The 14,190-nt window shown below is 68.0% G+C and carries 13 protein-coding genes; 8 read left to right on the forward strand and 5 right to left on the reverse strand.

The window, feature by feature from the left end; genetic code table 11:
* The first annotated feature begins 56 nt into the window (after positions 1–56).
* Positions 57–836 carry an alpha/beta fold hydrolase gene (locus tag ACOGXD_RS11070; RefSeq protein ID WP_419915092.1) on the forward strand — a complete coding sequence of 260 codons (780 nt, stop codon included), beginning with the start codon at positions 57–59 and terminating at the stop codon, positions 834–836.
* A 22-nt stretch (positions 837–858) separates the two neighbouring features.
* On the opposite strand, the gene ACOGXD_RS11075 is transcribed toward ACOGXD_RS11070, so the two are convergent.
* Positions 859–1,638, reverse strand: a complete 780-nt coding sequence (locus ACOGXD_RS11075) for an SDR family NAD(P)-dependent oxidoreductase (protein WP_419915095.1) — start codon at positions 1,636–1,638, stop codon at positions 859–861.
* Between the two features lie 74 nt (positions 1,639–1,712).
* Between ACOGXD_RS11075 and ACOGXD_RS11080 the strand changes: the two genes are divergently transcribed.
* Positions 1,713–2,984 carry an MFS transporter gene (locus tag ACOGXD_RS11080; RefSeq protein ID WP_419915097.1) on the forward strand — a complete coding sequence of 424 codons (1,272 nt, stop codon included), beginning with the start codon at positions 1,713–1,715 and terminating at the stop codon, positions 2,982–2,984.
* A gap of 53 nt (positions 2,985–3,037) precedes the next feature.
* Here ACOGXD_RS11080 and ACOGXD_RS11085 read toward each other — a convergent pair whose 3' ends face one another.
* On the reverse strand, positions 3,038–5,584 hold the full coding sequence (locus tag ACOGXD_RS11085; protein ID WP_419915099.1) for a DNA polymerase: 2,547 nt from the start codon (positions 5,582–5,584) through the stop codon (positions 3,038–3,040).
* Positions 5,585–5,752: 168 nt separating this feature from the next.
* On the opposite strand from ACOGXD_RS11085, the gene ACOGXD_RS11090 reads away from it, so the two are divergent.
* Both ACOGXD_RS11090 and ACOGXD_RS11095 read left to right on the forward strand, forming a co-directional pair.
* On the forward strand, positions 5,753–5,968 hold the full coding sequence (locus ACOGXD_RS11090) for a type II toxin-antitoxin system RelE/ParE family toxin (RefSeq protein ID WP_419917396.1): 216 nt from the start codon (positions 5,753–5,755) through the stop codon (positions 5,966–5,968).
* Between the two features lie 10 nt (positions 5,969–5,978).
* Positions 5,979–6,290 carry a HigA family addiction module antitoxin gene (locus tag ACOGXD_RS11095; RefSeq protein ID WP_419854030.1) on the forward strand — a complete coding sequence of 104 codons (312 nt, stop codon included), beginning with the start codon at positions 5,979–5,981 and terminating at the stop codon, positions 6,288–6,290.
* A gap of 53 nt (positions 6,291–6,343) precedes the next feature.
* Here ACOGXD_RS11095 and ACOGXD_RS11100 read toward each other — a convergent pair whose 3' ends face one another.
* Positions 6,344–7,417: an aminotransferase class IV gene (locus ACOGXD_RS11100; RefSeq protein WP_419915102.1), complete on the reverse strand. Its 1,074-nt coding sequence runs from the start codon at positions 7,415–7,417 to the stop codon at positions 6,344–6,346.
* A 74-nt stretch (positions 7,418–7,491) separates the two neighbouring features.
* On the opposite strand from ACOGXD_RS11100, the gene pgsA reads away from it, so the two are divergent.
* The 4 genes from pgsA to ACOGXD_RS11120 all read left to right on the forward strand — a co-directional run bounded on the left by pgsA (position 7,492) and on the right by ACOGXD_RS11120 (position 11,539).
* Positions 7,492–8,094 (forward strand): CDP-diacylglycerol--glycerol-3-phosphate 3-phosphatidyltransferase, encoded by a 603-nt coding sequence (pgsA, locus tag ACOGXD_RS11105; RefSeq protein WP_419915104.1) that lies wholly within the window; start codon positions 7,492–7,494, stop codon positions 8,092–8,094.
* Positions 8,095–8,128: 34 nt separating this feature from the next.
* Positions 8,129–9,595 carry a molybdopterin-binding protein gene (locus ACOGXD_RS11110; protein ID WP_419915106.1) on the forward strand — a complete coding sequence of 489 codons (1,467 nt, stop codon included), beginning with the start codon at positions 8,129–8,131 and terminating at the stop codon, positions 9,593–9,595.
* Between the two features lie 140 nt (positions 9,596–9,735).
* Positions 9,736–10,638, forward strand: a complete 903-nt coding sequence (locus tag ACOGXD_RS11115; RefSeq protein ID WP_419915108.1) for a TIGR03560 family F420-dependent LLM class oxidoreductase — start codon at positions 9,736–9,738, stop codon at positions 10,636–10,638.
* Between the two features lie 49 nt (positions 10,639–10,687).
* Entirely contained in the window at positions 10,688–11,539 is an 852-nt protein-coding gene (locus ACOGXD_RS11120) for a TIGR03619 family F420-dependent LLM class oxidoreductase (protein WP_419915110.1), read from the forward strand.
* A 30-nt stretch (positions 11,540–11,569) separates the two neighbouring features.
* On the opposite strand, the gene ACOGXD_RS11125 is transcribed toward ACOGXD_RS11120, so the two are convergent.
* Both ACOGXD_RS11125 and ACOGXD_RS11130 read right to left on the reverse strand, forming a co-directional pair.
* On the reverse strand, positions 11,570–12,814 hold the full coding sequence (locus tag ACOGXD_RS11125; RefSeq protein ID WP_419915112.1) for a CaiB/BaiF CoA transferase family protein: 1,245 nt from the start codon (positions 12,812–12,814) through the stop codon (positions 11,570–11,572).
* A 67-nt stretch (positions 12,815–12,881) separates the two neighbouring features.
* On the reverse strand, positions 12,882–14,186 hold the full coding sequence (locus ACOGXD_RS11130) for an MFS transporter (RefSeq protein WP_419915114.1): 1,305 nt from the start codon (positions 14,184–14,186) through the stop codon (positions 12,882–12,884).
* Positions 14,187–14,190: the final 4 nt, after the last annotated feature.

Raw genomic sequence — 14,190 nt, forward strand, 5'->3', positions numbered from 1 at the left:
GGCGCTGCTGCCCGGACGACCGCCGACGCTGACACGAAACCGGCCAGACTGAGGTCATGAGCAACGTCTTCCGCTGGTCCTACGGTGCGCATGACGCACCGGTGCTGCTGTGCCTGCACGGCATCGGCTCGTGCGCAGATGCCTTCCTGGGTCAGCGCCCGCTCGCCGAGCGGCTGGGGACGCGGCTGGTGGCGTGGGACGCTCCCGGCTACCGCTATTCGGCCGATCCCGCCGCCGCTCCCGGCATCGACGGCTGGGCTGATGCAGCGGCGTCGCTGATCACAGCTGAGTCAGACGACCCTGTCGCCGTTCTCGGCGTCTCGTGGGGCGGCGTCACGGCGACCCGGCTGGTCCTGCGGCACCCTGAGCTGGTCTCTGCGCTCGTGCTCGCCGACTCCAGTGCCGGTGCCGGCACGAAGTCCGAGCAGGCCGAAGCCATGCGCGCCCGGGCAGTCGATTTTGTCGACCTCGGACCCGAGGGCTTCGCCGCGGCCCGGGCACAGCGGCTCGTCGGCCCTGACGCCTCCGACGAACTGCGGGCTCACGTTGCCGACATAATGATCCCGTCGATCCGCATGCCCTGCTACCAGTGGGCCTGCGACTCGATGGCGGAGTCGAACCACTATCCGGACCTCGGGCGCATCGCTGCACCGACATTGGTGGTGGTGGGCGAGCACGACGAGGTCACCCCGCCCCGCACGTCACAGCGGCTTGCGGAGGGAATTGAGGGCGCTCGCTACGTGGAGATCGCTGACGCTGGCCACCTCGCCAACCAGGAGCAACCTGAGACCTTCAACGACGTCATCGCTGAGTTCCTGGCGGACGCGACTGGCTGAGAATCTGGAGTGACGGTGCCGATCAGCGCGGGGGCATCCGGATGCCGCCGTCGACCCGGATGACCTCGCCGTTCATGTAGGGGTTGGTGATGCACTCCATCACCATGAACGCCAGCTCCTCAGCAGAGCCGAGCCGCTTCGGGAACAGCACGCTCTGGCCCAGGTGCGCCTTGAACTGATCTGACTGCTCGCCCTCGCCGTAGATCGGCGTGTCGATAAGGCCCGGCGCGATCGTGTTGACACGGATGCCGGTGGCGGACAGGTCCCGGGCGACGGGCAGGGTCATACCCACGACGCCGCCTTTGGAGGCCGAATACGCCGCCTGGCCGATCTGGCCGTCGAAGGCCGCGACCGACGCCATGTTGACCACGGCCCCCCGGGAGCCGTCTTCGTCGACGGGCTCGGTCTTGGCCATCGCGGACGCCGCCTGGGCGAGCATGTTGAACGAACCGATCAGGTTCACGTTGATCACGAACCGGAACTGTTCGAGGTCCATCGGCACGTTGTTGCGGTCGATGGTGCGGCCGGCACGGCCCAGCCCGGCCGAGTTGACCAGCGCACGAAGCGGACCCATCTCCGATGCCGCATCCACTGCATCGCGGGCATCGTTGACGTCGGTGACGTTGCAGCGCACGAACAGCCCGCCGACTGACGATGCCACTTCGGCACCGAGGTCGTCCTGCAGGTCGGCGATGACCACATGGGCTCGGGCATCGGCAAGCTGGCGGGCGCTGGCCTCGCCGATGCCCGACGCTCCGCCGGTCACGATGGCTGAAGCTCCGGTGAGATCGAGACGCGGCATCTTGCTGTCCTCCAAGTCGTGGGCGCCGGATCGAAGCTAGCGTCGGCATTCGGCATGTCGGAGGGTCCACCGTTATGAAGAGCGAGCGCACTGCGACGTTCGCTGCGCTGGGGGTGCCTGGGTTCCGGCTTCTGTGGCTGAGCGGCCTGTTCTCCTTCATGAGCATCCAGATGCAGTTCCTGCTGCGTGCGCTGCTGGCCTGGGACCTCACCAAGAGCGAAGGCGCGCTGGGCATCGTCTTTTTCTGCTTCGGCCTCGCGCTCGGCATTTCGACGCTCTTCGGCGGCGTAGCGGCGGATCGACTCTCGAAGCGGCGGCTGATGCTGTTCGGCCAGATGGTGCTGCTGCTCGGATCAGTCGGTATGGGCTTGGCGCTAGCCACCGATGTCATCCACTACTGGATGCTGCTCGTGTCCAGTGCACTGCAGGGCCTCATGTTTGGCCTGATCGGCCCTGCTCGCATCTCGATGACGACCGAACTCGTCGGGCGCGAGCGGCTGGGCAACGCGATCACGCTCTCGTCGCTGTCGCTCAGCGGCAGCCGCGTCATCGCCCCAACCGGCGCCGGGCTGCTGGCCGGGTGGGCGCTGTTCGGACTCGCCGGCGCCTATTTCGTCTCGGCAGCTATCGCGACGCTGAGCTACGTGCTGCTGATGCCGTTGCCGGAGACGAAACGATCTGTTGCCGGCTCCAGCGATGACGCCCGACCGGTGCGCCACGCGCGCAGCAGTCCTCTGGCCGAGATCCGCGAAGGCATCCGCTACGCCATGAGCCGACCGGAGCTTCGTCGACCGATCGTGACGTCGATCATCGTGATCATGTTCGGCTTCAGCTATGTCGCCTTTCAGCCAGCGCTGGTCGAAGGCGTATTCGGCCTCGGCGACAGGCAGGTCGGGTTCATTTCCGGGGCGTCATCGATCGGTGCTGTGGTCGCGTCAATCTTGCTCGCATCGCGCGCCGACTCGCCTGGCACCGGCTCCATCCTGATCGGCTTGGGGTTCGCCTTCGGTGCGTCGATCGTCGTGCTCAGCTGGGCTCCGAGTTATGTGATCGCGCTGGCGGTCACGGCGGCTATCGGCGCCGCCTCAGTCGGGTTCATCTCGCTCATTCAGACGATCGTCATGCGTGCCACTGACGAGGCTTACCAAGGGCGCGTGCAATCGCTGGTGCAGTTGCCGTTCGCAGCATTTGCCATGGCGGCAGCGCCGCTGGGCGCTCTGGCGGAATGGGCCGGCGTGCGCACCATGTTCTTGACCATGGGCATCGCCGTCATGCTCAGCATGGTCGTCTACTCGATGGCCGCCGTGAGCGACCGCCGGACTCCCCAGCCGGCCACTTCGCACTAGGCGCAGCAGGCCAGCTCGGTGCGTATGCGGGCTCTGTGCGCTGCGTCGGCCGATTAGCCGATCTGTTCGAGGATCGAGGTTTCCGACAGGCTCGTGCGCAGGTCGGTGTCGGCCCGGGTGGGGACGTCGGGGCACCAGCGTGACATTGCGTCCTCGAGCGCCTGTTTGACCTCGACGGCCAGGGCACGGGCTTCGGACTCGTCGCACTCGACGACCACGCTGTCGTGGACGGTCTGCACCGCAGCAGCCGACGGATAGCGCGCCAGCACACTCGCCAGCCGGCCGTAGGCGTCGAGCATCACATCGGCAACACCGCCTTGGACAGGTGCGTTGCGGTAGGCGTTGGCCATCTGACCGACGCGAGTGTGCAGGGCTCGCTGTAGCAGGAACTGCTGGTCGGCGAGACCCATCGAGACGCCGACCTCGTCCACCACGGCACGCCGCAGGTGCCGTTGCTCGAGCAGCTTCTCGACCGCTGGGCGCAGTGTCCCCGCGCTCGCAGGGTCCGGGGGCGCAAGCTCGAATCGCTGCAGCACCCGGCGCCAGACCTCAGCGGGACGAGGCTTTGTCGAGCAGCCGACCACCGCTGCGGCTTCGCCGAGCACCCAGTCGACCGAGAAGGTGAACTGCTGCCGGCGGCCTGCTGGTGTGCGGGAGCTGAACGACAGCGGTGAACCGTCAGATCGCACCACGACCGGCGCGGAGAACGACAGCGCCCACGCAACTTCGGCGACATCGACGTCGCCGATCGAGGCGTCGCCATCACCCCGCAGCTGTCCAGAGTCGATAGCTGCAGTGCTGCTGTTGGCGAGGACGGCGTCGTGCACCTCTGCCGCGCTGTGATGCCGTCGCTGCTGGTTCCTCAGCGCCCGCCGTGCTTCGTCGGTGCGCGGCCACAGTTGCCCGAGCCGCAACGTGAGCTGCCAGTCGGCATCGAGCTCCGTCGCGGCGAAGTGCCCGATGAAGCGGTCCCGTTCGTCGACCCACGCCGCGATGCCCGGATACGCGTCGAGGTAGGCCTCGATGAGCTCGTCCGCCTCAGCCCGGCTCGTAGGCACGCCGGCATCGGTCAAGCCTCGCGACAGCCCGGCGCCGCGCTGGCCATACAGAATCCCGAAATTGATGCGCTTGGCCTTGGTGCGGAACTCCTCGTAGCGGGGCCGGTCGAGCGCAGCCAGTCCCGCGGGCCCGTCGAGCTGCACGCCGAACATCCTCTCGGCGGTGGCGGTGTGGATGTCGAGACCCTGCTCGAACGCTGACCGCAGGCCTTCGTCGCTGGCGAGCTGGGTGGCGAAGCGCAGTTCGGCTTGGCTCAGGTCGGAATACACGAACACCCGACTTGGCGGGGGTTTCATGTAGGGCTTCAGCCGTGGGGTGAAGTTCTGCGCATTCGGGTTGCGGCTGGCCAGCCGGCCCGTATTGGTGCCCACTACCTGCAAGTACTCCGGGTGCAGTCGGCCGTCGGCCCACAAGTGCTCGGCCATCGTGTGCCCATAGGTGCTCAACGTCTTGGACAGATCGCGGTAGGCCAGCAGAGCGCTGCAGAGTTCGCCGCCGATACCCGCCAGTACCGATGCGCCGAGCGAGTCAGTCGGCGCCAGCGGCCGGGCGTGGCCGTCGGTCTTGGTCGTCCAAGCCTCCACCTCGTCGGCAGCGAAGCGGTTCAGCACGCCGCGTGCCTGCTGCTCGCTGTCGGGGTTCCAGCTGGGTTCGAGGCCGCCGCCGAAGAGGTCGCCTTGACCGCCGCCGGTCAGCTCGGCCAGATGAGTGAGCACGTCGGTTCGCCGTTCCGCCAACTCGGCCAATTCGGCTTCCCAGCCGTCGACGTCGAATGGCAAACCAGCGCGCTCCATGCGGTCGAGAAAGGGACGGGCATCCTGCTCGAGCCGGCACACCTCCTCCAGACCAGCCTCGGCCAGACGCTCGCGCAGCACCGTCGACACCCACAGGGTCTCCACAGCGTCGGCGGCGGCATAGGCAACTTGGCGGTCACTCAGCGGCCCATTGGCCCCGAAGGAAAACTGCGTCGTGGCCTTGCCCTCGACGCTCAGGCCCAGGTAGCGCTCGGCCGCCCAGGCGAGCCCGTGGAAGAAGCTGAACCCGGTCAGCCCTTGATGCAGCAGCGCATCGGCCAGCTGCGCATCCCACCAGCGCAGTGACCCGACCGCCGCACCCGCAGCTGCTGCCGGCTCCATGAGATGCGTGTCGATGACCCGATCGTCAAACGTCGCGTTCCAGGCGTCCGATGCCAGATCCGGCACCCGGAGACCCTCATGCAGCGCCATCGCCAGCTCCACGAGGTCGTGCCCGCCGACGTCGACGACCCACGCACGTTCGGTTCCGTCGCGAGCGCGAGTTGCGGCGGAGATCACCCGCAGCTTCGGCACGTGGCTGCGCGTCTCCGCTTCGCGCGGCTCGAAATCGGTCTCGGTGTCCATTGCACGGGCTGTGGATGCGCGGAGCGCGTCGACGAAGTCGCCGAGCCCGTCGCGGCCTATGACTGTGATGGGCACCTGAGCAGGGTCTCGCGAAGCGTCAGGACGTGGATCGAGCCGCCGGAAGTCCGCTGGGGCACGGGCAAGATCGGTGGCAGCGTCCACGAGCGCACCCTAGGACGGCCATGTCACAACCACCGGACAGCTCAGCGCGTGGTTTCTTGCCAAATGTCATGCGACAAGTGACGCTTGTCGCACTAGGCTGACGGGGTGATCCGTTCGTTCCGGCATCGAGGCCTCCGGGCTCTCTATGCGGGACGCCAGCCCAAAGGAGTGAACCCCGAACACACTCGCAAGCTGACCCGCATACTCGGGGTCCTCGACCACAGCACCCAACCGAGAGACATGGACCTTCCAGGATTTCGGCTGCATGCGCTGAGCGGCGATCTCAAGGGCCACTATGCGGTCTCGGTATCGGGCAACTGGCGAGTGACGTTTCGATTCGAGGACGGACACGCGGCTGACGTGAACTATGTCGACTATCACTGAGGAGCCAGTCATGCCGATGCAGAATCCGCCCCATCCCGGCGAGATCGTCAAGTGGGAGTGTCTTGAGCCGTTGGGGCTCACCGTGAAGCGGGCTGCGCATGGCCTAGGTGTGACGCGGCAGGCGCTGTCGAGTCTCGTGAACGGGCGCAGCGGCGTGTCGACCGAGATGGCATGCCGGTTGTCCGCTGCGTTCGGTTCAACGCCCGAGACTTGGCTTCGCATGCAGATGGCCTACGACCTCTGGGACGCCCGTGAGCGACTGGCGTCAGTCGAGGTAGAACGATTCGCTGATACGTCTTCGACAGCGGCGCCCGCTGCGTGATCGACGCGCGTAGTGAGACGCAGCTCGGCTCAGGGACTGCCTGAGCCCCTCATTCACAGCGCGTAATCGACTTCGATGAAATCGTCGGGTGAGCCGTCGCCTGCTTCGGTCTCGGCGGTGATGAGATCGTGCAGGCGCTTCGCCACGGGGCCGACCGCGCCGTTGCCGATTGGGGCGCCGTCCCACTCCACGACCGGGAAGACGTGGGTGTCGCCCCCGGACATTATGACCTCAGCGCCCGCTCGCGCCTCGTCAGCCCGCAGCGGGCGCTGTTCCACGCCGCGCAGCAGCCCTTCGTCGCTGAGCGGCCCCCGGGCCAGATCCAGCAGGCGCCGCATGGTGGTGCCGTGCAGGATGCCCTCGAACGGCGGAGTCACGAACACGCCGTCGTGGCTCACGCTGCACACGTTCAGCACACAGGCTTCGGCGATGAAGCCGTCGTCGTCCACAATGATGCCGAACATCCCGCCGCCGTCCGCCGCCTCGAGGTGGGTCAGGACGTTCAGCAGGTAGTTGTTCGACTTGATCTGGGCCAGCAGCGGCGGCTTTTGGGGCGTCTCGCGCACCGTTGCTTCGCGGAAGCCGTCCCGCATTGGGTCGAAGCCTCCATCGCCGAAGCTCATGGGATCGAGCACGACGCAGTAGAAGCACGGCTCCTCGCACTCGGCGGGCATGAACGAGAACCCGCCTGGGCCGGCCGTCAGCCAGTAGCGGACGATGGCATTGCGGGCGCCCGAGGCTGCTGCGGTGTCGGCGACCATCTGGATGAGCTCGTCGCGTGACCACGGGATCTGGAGGCGGGCGCCCGCCGCGCTCGCAAGCAGCCGGTCGATGTGGATGCCGAGCCGGTACAGCCGGCCGTTCACCAGCGAGCAGGTGTCGAACACGCCGTGGCCTCGGTGAACCATGTGATCGTCGAGCGGCACCGTCATGACGGTGGGATCGGTGACGACACCGCCTAGGTAGGAGCTGAACATGGCGTAGCAGCCGCGCTTGCCCTGGCGTCGAGCGGCCATGCGCTCGACGGCTTCTGCGGCGCTCAGGATCTGTTGACCGGGGCGCAAGCCAGCGTTCGACTGGCCACCGGTGGCAGCGTCGCCGTTTCCAGAGACCGTCCGCAACGCCACGTGCCGATACTACGTGGACTGTGGTGCTTGGCTCAGGAAGTGCCTGCTGATCGGCTCGCGTAGGGTCGCAGGCGATGGGTGCGACGCAGGGAGACGACGGCATCCCGGCATTCGGGCCGACGGCGCTGGCGACGCCGGCCAATCTGGTGACGGTCGCCCGGATTGCGGCCTCGCCAGTCTTCATCTGGATGATCGTGCGTGCCGACGAGGCACGATGGCTGACGTTCGCCGTCGGTTTCGCCGTCGCCATGACCGACTACCTCGACGGCTGGCTGGCCCGTCGACACGGCACGACCCGTGCAGGCGCGTTTCTGGACCCGCTGGCCGACAAGGTGCTGGTGCTCGGCGGCATGGCGGCGCTCGTGTGGAATGGCCAGTTCCACGCTGTTCCGGTGATCGTCATCGCGGCACGGGAGTTGCTGATCAGCGCCTACCGGTCGCGCGCCGGCCGCCAGGGCATCACGGTGCCCGCCACCAAGCTCGCCAAGTGGAAGACGTTTGTCCAGCTGTGGGCCATCGGCTTCGCCGTCATGCCGCCGCTGGCCATGAACGCCCACTGGGTGGCCACGCTCACGCTGTGGCTGGCGGTGGCGCTCACTGCGTGGACCGGCTGGTCGTACCTGCGGTCGGCTCGTGGCGTGGCGGCCGCGCAGCTCGGCGACGACACTTCCGGCTGAACCGCGCCATCCTCTGCCCCTAGGGTCACGGCTTGTGAAGACAGAGATCGTCGCTGTGGGAACCGAGCTGCTGCTGGGCCAGATCGTCGACACGAACTCCTCGTGGATGGGCGAGCAGCTCGCCCTGGCCGGCATCGACAGCCACTACCAGACGAAGGTGGGGGACAACTGGGATCGCATCGAGGATGCGTTCCGGCTGGCGCTCGACCGCAGCGACGCCGTCATCGTGTGCGGTGGCTTGGGGCCCACCCAAGATGACATCACCCGTGAGGTGCTGGCGTCGGTGATGGGTGTCGAGCTAGTGCTCGACGAGCGCATTGCCGAGCGGATCCGCTCCATGTTCGCCAGCCGCAGCCGCCCGATGCCCGAGAACAACTTGCGCCAGGCCATGGTGCCCGTCGGCGCGTCGCCGATCCCGCAGCAGCCCGGCACAGCGCCCGGCCTGGTGGCGCCGATCCGCTGGGTGCAGGGCGCCGGCGCCGTCGCGCCCGACGCTGAGCCGCCAGCAGGCGCAGAGGTACTCGACCGCGTGGTGTACGTGGTGCCCGGTGTGCCGTATGAGATGCGCGAGATGATGAACGGCACGGTGCTGGGCGACCTGCAGCGGCGTGCCGGCGTGAGCGCAACCATCGAGAGCCGGGTGCTGCGCACGTGGGGCCAGAGCGAATCGGGTCTGGCCGAGATGCTGGCCGGCCGCATTGACGAGCTCGACGAGGCTGGCAACCCGACGCTGGCGTTCCTGGCCAGCGGCATCGAGGGCATCAAGGTGCGGATCACCGCGAAGGGTGCCGACTCCGCCGAAGCGTGGCGCCTGATTGAGGCCGAGCAGGCAGTGCTCGAGCCGCTGCTGGGCGACCTGGTCTTCGCATACGACGACGACAACATGGAAGCGGCAGTGCTCGCTGAGCTGGGGCGGCTGGGCTTGACGCTCGGAGTTGCCGAGACGATCACCGGTGGCCGCATGGCAAACCGTCTGTCGTCAGCAGAGGCGGCGATGCGTGCCGGCCGGGCGCCGGGCGGAGCCAAGCTGGGCGATCCCGGGCTCGCATCCGCAGCCGACAGCAGCCAGGCCGACGGCGGGACCGGTCCGCGCACTTTCGCGGGCGGCATCGTGGCCCGCTCAGAGCACCTGACGGAGTACCTGCTGCATGCCGGCTCGTCGACGGTGTCGCCGATGGGCGACGATCTCGTTCCGCCGCTCGCGTCGGCCGCCGGCGCCGAGGCGCTCGCCCGAGCGGCCCGCCTGCGCACCGGCGCCAGCGTGGGCCTCGCTGTCACGGCGATCGAAGACCGCAACGCAGCCACGCCCGAGCATCCCTTCGGCACGGCATTCCTGGCCGTGTCGATCTCGGCGCAGCCAGTGCGGGGCAGCATTCCCGCGGTCGCTCACCGCGACAAGGCCGACGAGATCCGCCTGCCCGGTGACCGCGAGCGGCTCGCCGACTACAGCGCCATCTCGGCGCTCAACCTGCTGCGCCTCACACTCACCGGCCGCCGCTAGAGGCTGAGCCCCGGGCCCGAGCGGCCCGCGAGCGCAGCGAGCTAGAGCGGGAAGCTCAGGGCGAAGCCGTGGCCCGAGCGGCCCACGGACGGCCATTCCCACATCCCGCGAACGCGATCTCTGGATGGCAGGCTGTCCCGATGCGTTTCGGATTCTGGACGAAGAACGACCAAGAGACCTCGGCGGTCATCGAGTGCTGCCAGCACGCCGAGGCCACGGGCTGGGACGGATTGTGGTTCGCCGACCACTTCATGCCCAACGAGGAGAACGTGGACCAGCCGGTCCACGAGGCGTGGTCGGTGCTCGCGGCGCTCGCGGTGGCCGTGCCCCGGGTGCGCCTCGGCCCGCTCGTGGCCGGCAACACGTACCGGAGTCCGGCGCTGACCGCCAAAATCGCCACCACGATCGACCATCTGTCGGGCGGCCGGGTGGTGCTGGGCATCGGCGCCGGGTGGCAGGAGAACGAGCACGAGGCGTACGGATTCGACTTCGGCACGCTGCGCAGCCGCATGGACCGCTTCGACGAGGCCGTCGAGATCATCAGCTCGCTGCTCGGCAACACACGCACGAGCTTCGACGGCGAGCACTACACGCTGGCCGGGGCGCCGCTCGACCCCAAGCCGGTGCAGTCGCCGGTTCCCCTGCTGATCGGCGGCGGCGGTCGGAAGCGCACGCTCCGGACCACTGCTCGCTGGGCCACCGAATGGAATTACTGGGGCATGCCCGATGACATAGCGGATCTGTGCAGCGTGCTCGACGGGCACTGCGAAGCGATCGGCCGCGACCCCGGCGAGATCAGCCGCTCGGCGTGCGCACTGCTGTTCATCAATGAGGACTCGGCGAAGCTGGACCGCTTCCGTGCCATGGACCTGGGCCGGGCCACCATCGTCGGCACTCCCGATGAGGTCAGCGAGGTCGTCGAGCAGTACCGGCAGGTGGGCGTCGACGAGCTGATCATTCCCGACTTCACCTTCGGCCCGATGGAATCCAAGAAGCACTCCATGGACCTGTTCATCAACGAAGTAGCACCCAACTTCCGCTGACGGCAGCGCAACACCACACCACACGACACTCCGACGACGGGAGCACGAGATGAAGATCGGTCTGTTTCAGATCAACATGGGGGCGCTGGGCGATGCAGCCGGCGCCGAGGGGGCTGGGCGCATAGCCGTGGCCGCCGAGCAAGCGGGCTTCGAGTCGGTGTGGACGGGGGAGCACGTGGTGCTGCCCGACCCGCAGGCGCCGCCTTCACCGCTGCCGCCGCTGCATCCGATGCTCGATCCCGCCGTTGCGCTCGCGTATGTCGCGGCGCTCACCAGCGAGATCAAGCTGGGCACCGGCATCATCATCGTTCCCCAGCGCAACCCGCTCGTGCTGGCCAAAGAACTGGCCAGCGTGGATGTGCTGTCGGGCGGCCGGCTGCTGTTCGGCGTCGGCGTGGGGTATCTCGGGCCGGAATTCGAGGCGCTGGGCATCCCGATGGAAGACCGTGCCCGCCGCACCGAGGAGTACATCGAGGCGATGCGGGCCATCTGGTCGATGGACGCACCGGCGTATGACGGCGAGTTTGTCAGCTTCTCCGATGTGCAGGCCCGACCGAGGCCGGTCCAGCAGCCGGGTCCGCCGGTGGTGATGGGCGGCCACACAGCGCCCGCCTACCGGCGCTCGGTCACGATGAGCGAGGGCTGGTACGGGTTCGCGCTCGACTACGACGCCACGCAGCGCTGCATCGACGGTCTGTCGGAGGCAGGCGCCCGCTACGACCGGCCCGCCGAACTCGGCAGGCTGGAGATCACCGTGACGCCGCGGGTGCGGCCGACACCGGAGATGGTCGAGCGTTTCGCCGAGATGGGCGTGGACCGCCTGGTGCTGCTGCCGAATGGCCAAACCGTCGACGAAGTAGCCGCCTTCGTCGACCACATCGGCTCGACGATTCTGAACTGAGTCCGGCCGGGGCCGGGCGTGACCGCCGGATTACCGGCGCCCCGCAGCGTTCGGCCGGCGGATGGCCTCGCCGGCAGACACGATGCCCTGGTCTTCGAGCGCATCGATCGCTCTGTCGTCGAGGCCGGCGAGCTCGCGCAACACCTCGCGATTGTGCTGACCCCGGTCACCGGCGACGGCTCCCGGCGCCACGCCTGCATCGGCTGCCCTGAACCGCCACGGCGATTGCGGAACGGTCATCGGTGCGGCGGCTTCGCCCCCCACGATGTCGACAAAAGCGCCGCGCTCAGCGGCCCAGTCGGTTTCGGCGAGTTCAGCCACGGTGCGCACTTCTGCTGCCATCACCGACTTCACGCCGATCGCTGTTTCGACCGCCTCGGCGCTGTCGAACTGGCTCACCCATTCGCCGAAGATGGCTTCGATCTCGTCGCGATGCAGGACGCGATCCTCAATGCGGGCGAAACGCGGGTCGTCGCGCAGATCTGGCCGGTTCATCGCTGCCGCGATCACCTTGAAGCCGAAGTTGGCGGTGAGATCGAGTGTCACGGTGACGTGCCGGCCGTTTGACAGCGCGTACACCGCCGCCCAGTTCTGCCCGCCCTTGAAACCGATCATCGGATCCTGGCCGGTCAGGTCGGTCGCGGCCTGGTCGTTGCACATCAGCGTGCTCTCGGCCATCGACACCTCGACGGTCTGGCCGCGCCCGGTCCGCATGCGCATGTGGAGCGCCGCCAGAACGGCGCCCAGAGCATGCAGCCCGGTGTAGGTGTCGGCGTGCGACATCGGGTCGTTGCGGTAGGCGTCCCCTCCCCGCCGCCGGGAGACCATCTCGGTCACGCCGGCCTCGGCGTGCAGCACCGACGCAAACGCTCCCCGGCCGCTGCGGCTGTTGCCGTGCCCCCAACCCGAGACAGACGCCACGATGATGCCGGGGTTGATCTCGCTGAGCACGTCGTAGCCCAGCCCCAGCTTGTCGAGCACTCCCGGCCGGTAGTTCTCCAGCACGATGTCGGCCTTGGGGACCATCGACAGCAGCACGTCGCGGCCGGCGGGCTGTGTCAGGTCGAGCGAGATGCATTCCTTTCCGACGTTGAATTGGGCGAAGTAGGGCGAGAACCCGTCGACGTTGGGAACGATGAACCTGGTGAGGTCGGCATCGGGAGGCTCGATCTTGACGACGCGAGCGCCCAGATCCGCCAGCAGGCGACCGGTGATCGGCCCCGCGACCGCGCGGGTCAGATCCAGCACAAGCACGTCTTCGAGCGGTCGTTCCACGGCGCACGACGATAGAGCCGCGCGGCGCCCGCTGCCCGTCTTCAGCCGCCGATGTCGCTGCCCGCTCTCAGCGGACGATGCCGCTGCTCGCCGGCACCGGCATCCAGACGCTGGGCGGCGACAGCTGCACCGGTGAGCGCCTTGCCGGCGGGCCCTCGGCCGGCTCGAGCGGCACCGGATCGCGGGTCAGTCTCGAGATGACCAGCGTTCCCGCCAAGGCGAACACTGCCACGACCGCGATGGGCACGAGCGTCCCGCCGGTCTGCTCGTGCATGGTGAGCATCAGGATCGGGCCCACCATGCTCCCGATGCCGTAGCAGAAGAACAGGCGGCCCAGGACCGACCCGATGCCTGCGACGCCGAACAGGTGCGGCGTGACATCGCCCTGCAGCGCGACGAAGCCGCCGTAGCCCACGCCCAGCAAGACGGCGAACACGACGATCTGCCAGTAGCGATCGGATGCGAAGAACCAGATCACGTACGCGACCGGCAGCATGCCGAACGAGATCGTCAGCAAGCGCACCGACCCGAGGGCCCGGGCGAAGCTGGTCAGCAGCAGGCGCCCGACGATGCTCGCGCCGCCGACGACCGACAGCAGCAGGGCTGCTGCGCTGGCACTGATGCCGACCGAGCGGGCGAAGGGGATGATGGCAGCGAGCGAGCCGATCACCGGCACCGCGAACAGCGCGGAGCCGATCGTCAGCAGCCAGAACGCCTTCGTCCGGCAGACGCGGCGAACGTGGTCGCGCGGATGAGCGGTCGCGACGATCGGCGTGCGCCGCACCAGCACGAAGCACACGATGTAAGTGATAGCTGCGATGACGGCCAGCCACCGGAAGGCCTCGCGCCAGCCCAGGTTCTCGATCATGCGCTCGGCGAGCGGTACCAGGAACATGGTGCCCAGGCCGGGCCCGGTCGCGACCAGCCCTTGAGACACTGCCCGGTTCCGCAGGAACCACGACGCTGCGGTCGCGAACAACGGCGAGACGAACAGACCCGCTCCGAAGCCGCAGCCGATGCCGTACACCACGTAGCCGTGCGAGATCTGCGACACCGTCGAGGTCAGGACTAAGCCGGCTACGAACATCGCGCCGCCCACTGCCAGCAGCGGCCGCGGCCCCAGCCGATGCAGCAGCGGGCCCGAGATGATCCCGGTGCTGAAGAACAGGAGCGTGGCGATCCCGATCATGACCGAGGTGCCGCCCTGGCCGGTTCCGAATTCGGCCGACATCGACTCGATGAACGCGCCGAAGGTGTAGATGGTGCCGAAGGCCACGCCGCACGACAGGCCGGCGCCGACCGCCACCAGCCAGGCGCGCCACGAGTCGATCAGCTCAGGCTGGCTCGCGAGCGGGGGAGCGGCATCTGCCACAGGA

Source organism: Candidatus Poriferisodalis sp., from assembly GCF_965204125.1.
Lineage (GTDB): Bacteria > Actinomycetota > Acidimicrobiia > Acidimicrobiales > Poriferisodalaceae > Poriferisodalis.

Coding starts and splice junctions, on each gene's coding strand:
- ACOGXD_RS11070 (WP_419915092.1), top strand. CDS start 57: ATGAGCAACGTCTTCCGCTGGTCCTACGGTGCGCATGACGCACCGGTG.
- ACOGXD_RS11075 (WP_419915095.1), bottom strand. CDS start 1,638: ATGCCGCGTCTCGATCTCACCGGAGCTTCAGCCATCGTGACCGGCGGA.
- ACOGXD_RS11080 (WP_419915097.1), top strand. CDS start 1,713: ATGAAGAGCGAGCGCACTGCGACGTTCGCTGCGCTGGGGGTGCCTGGG.
- ACOGXD_RS11095 (WP_419854030.1), top strand. CDS start 5,979: ATGCCGATGCAGAATCCGCCCCATCCCGGCGAGATCGTCAAGTGGGAG.
- pgsA (WP_419915104.1), top strand. CDS start 7,492: ATGGGTGCGACGCAGGGAGACGACGGCATCCCGGCATTCGGGCCGACG.
- ACOGXD_RS11115 (WP_419915108.1), top strand. CDS start 9,736: ATGCGTTTCGGATTCTGGACGAAGAACGACCAAGAGACCTCGGCGGTC.
- ACOGXD_RS11120 (WP_419915110.1), top strand. CDS start 10,688: ATGAAGATCGGTCTGTTTCAGATCAACATGGGGGCGCTGGGCGATGCA.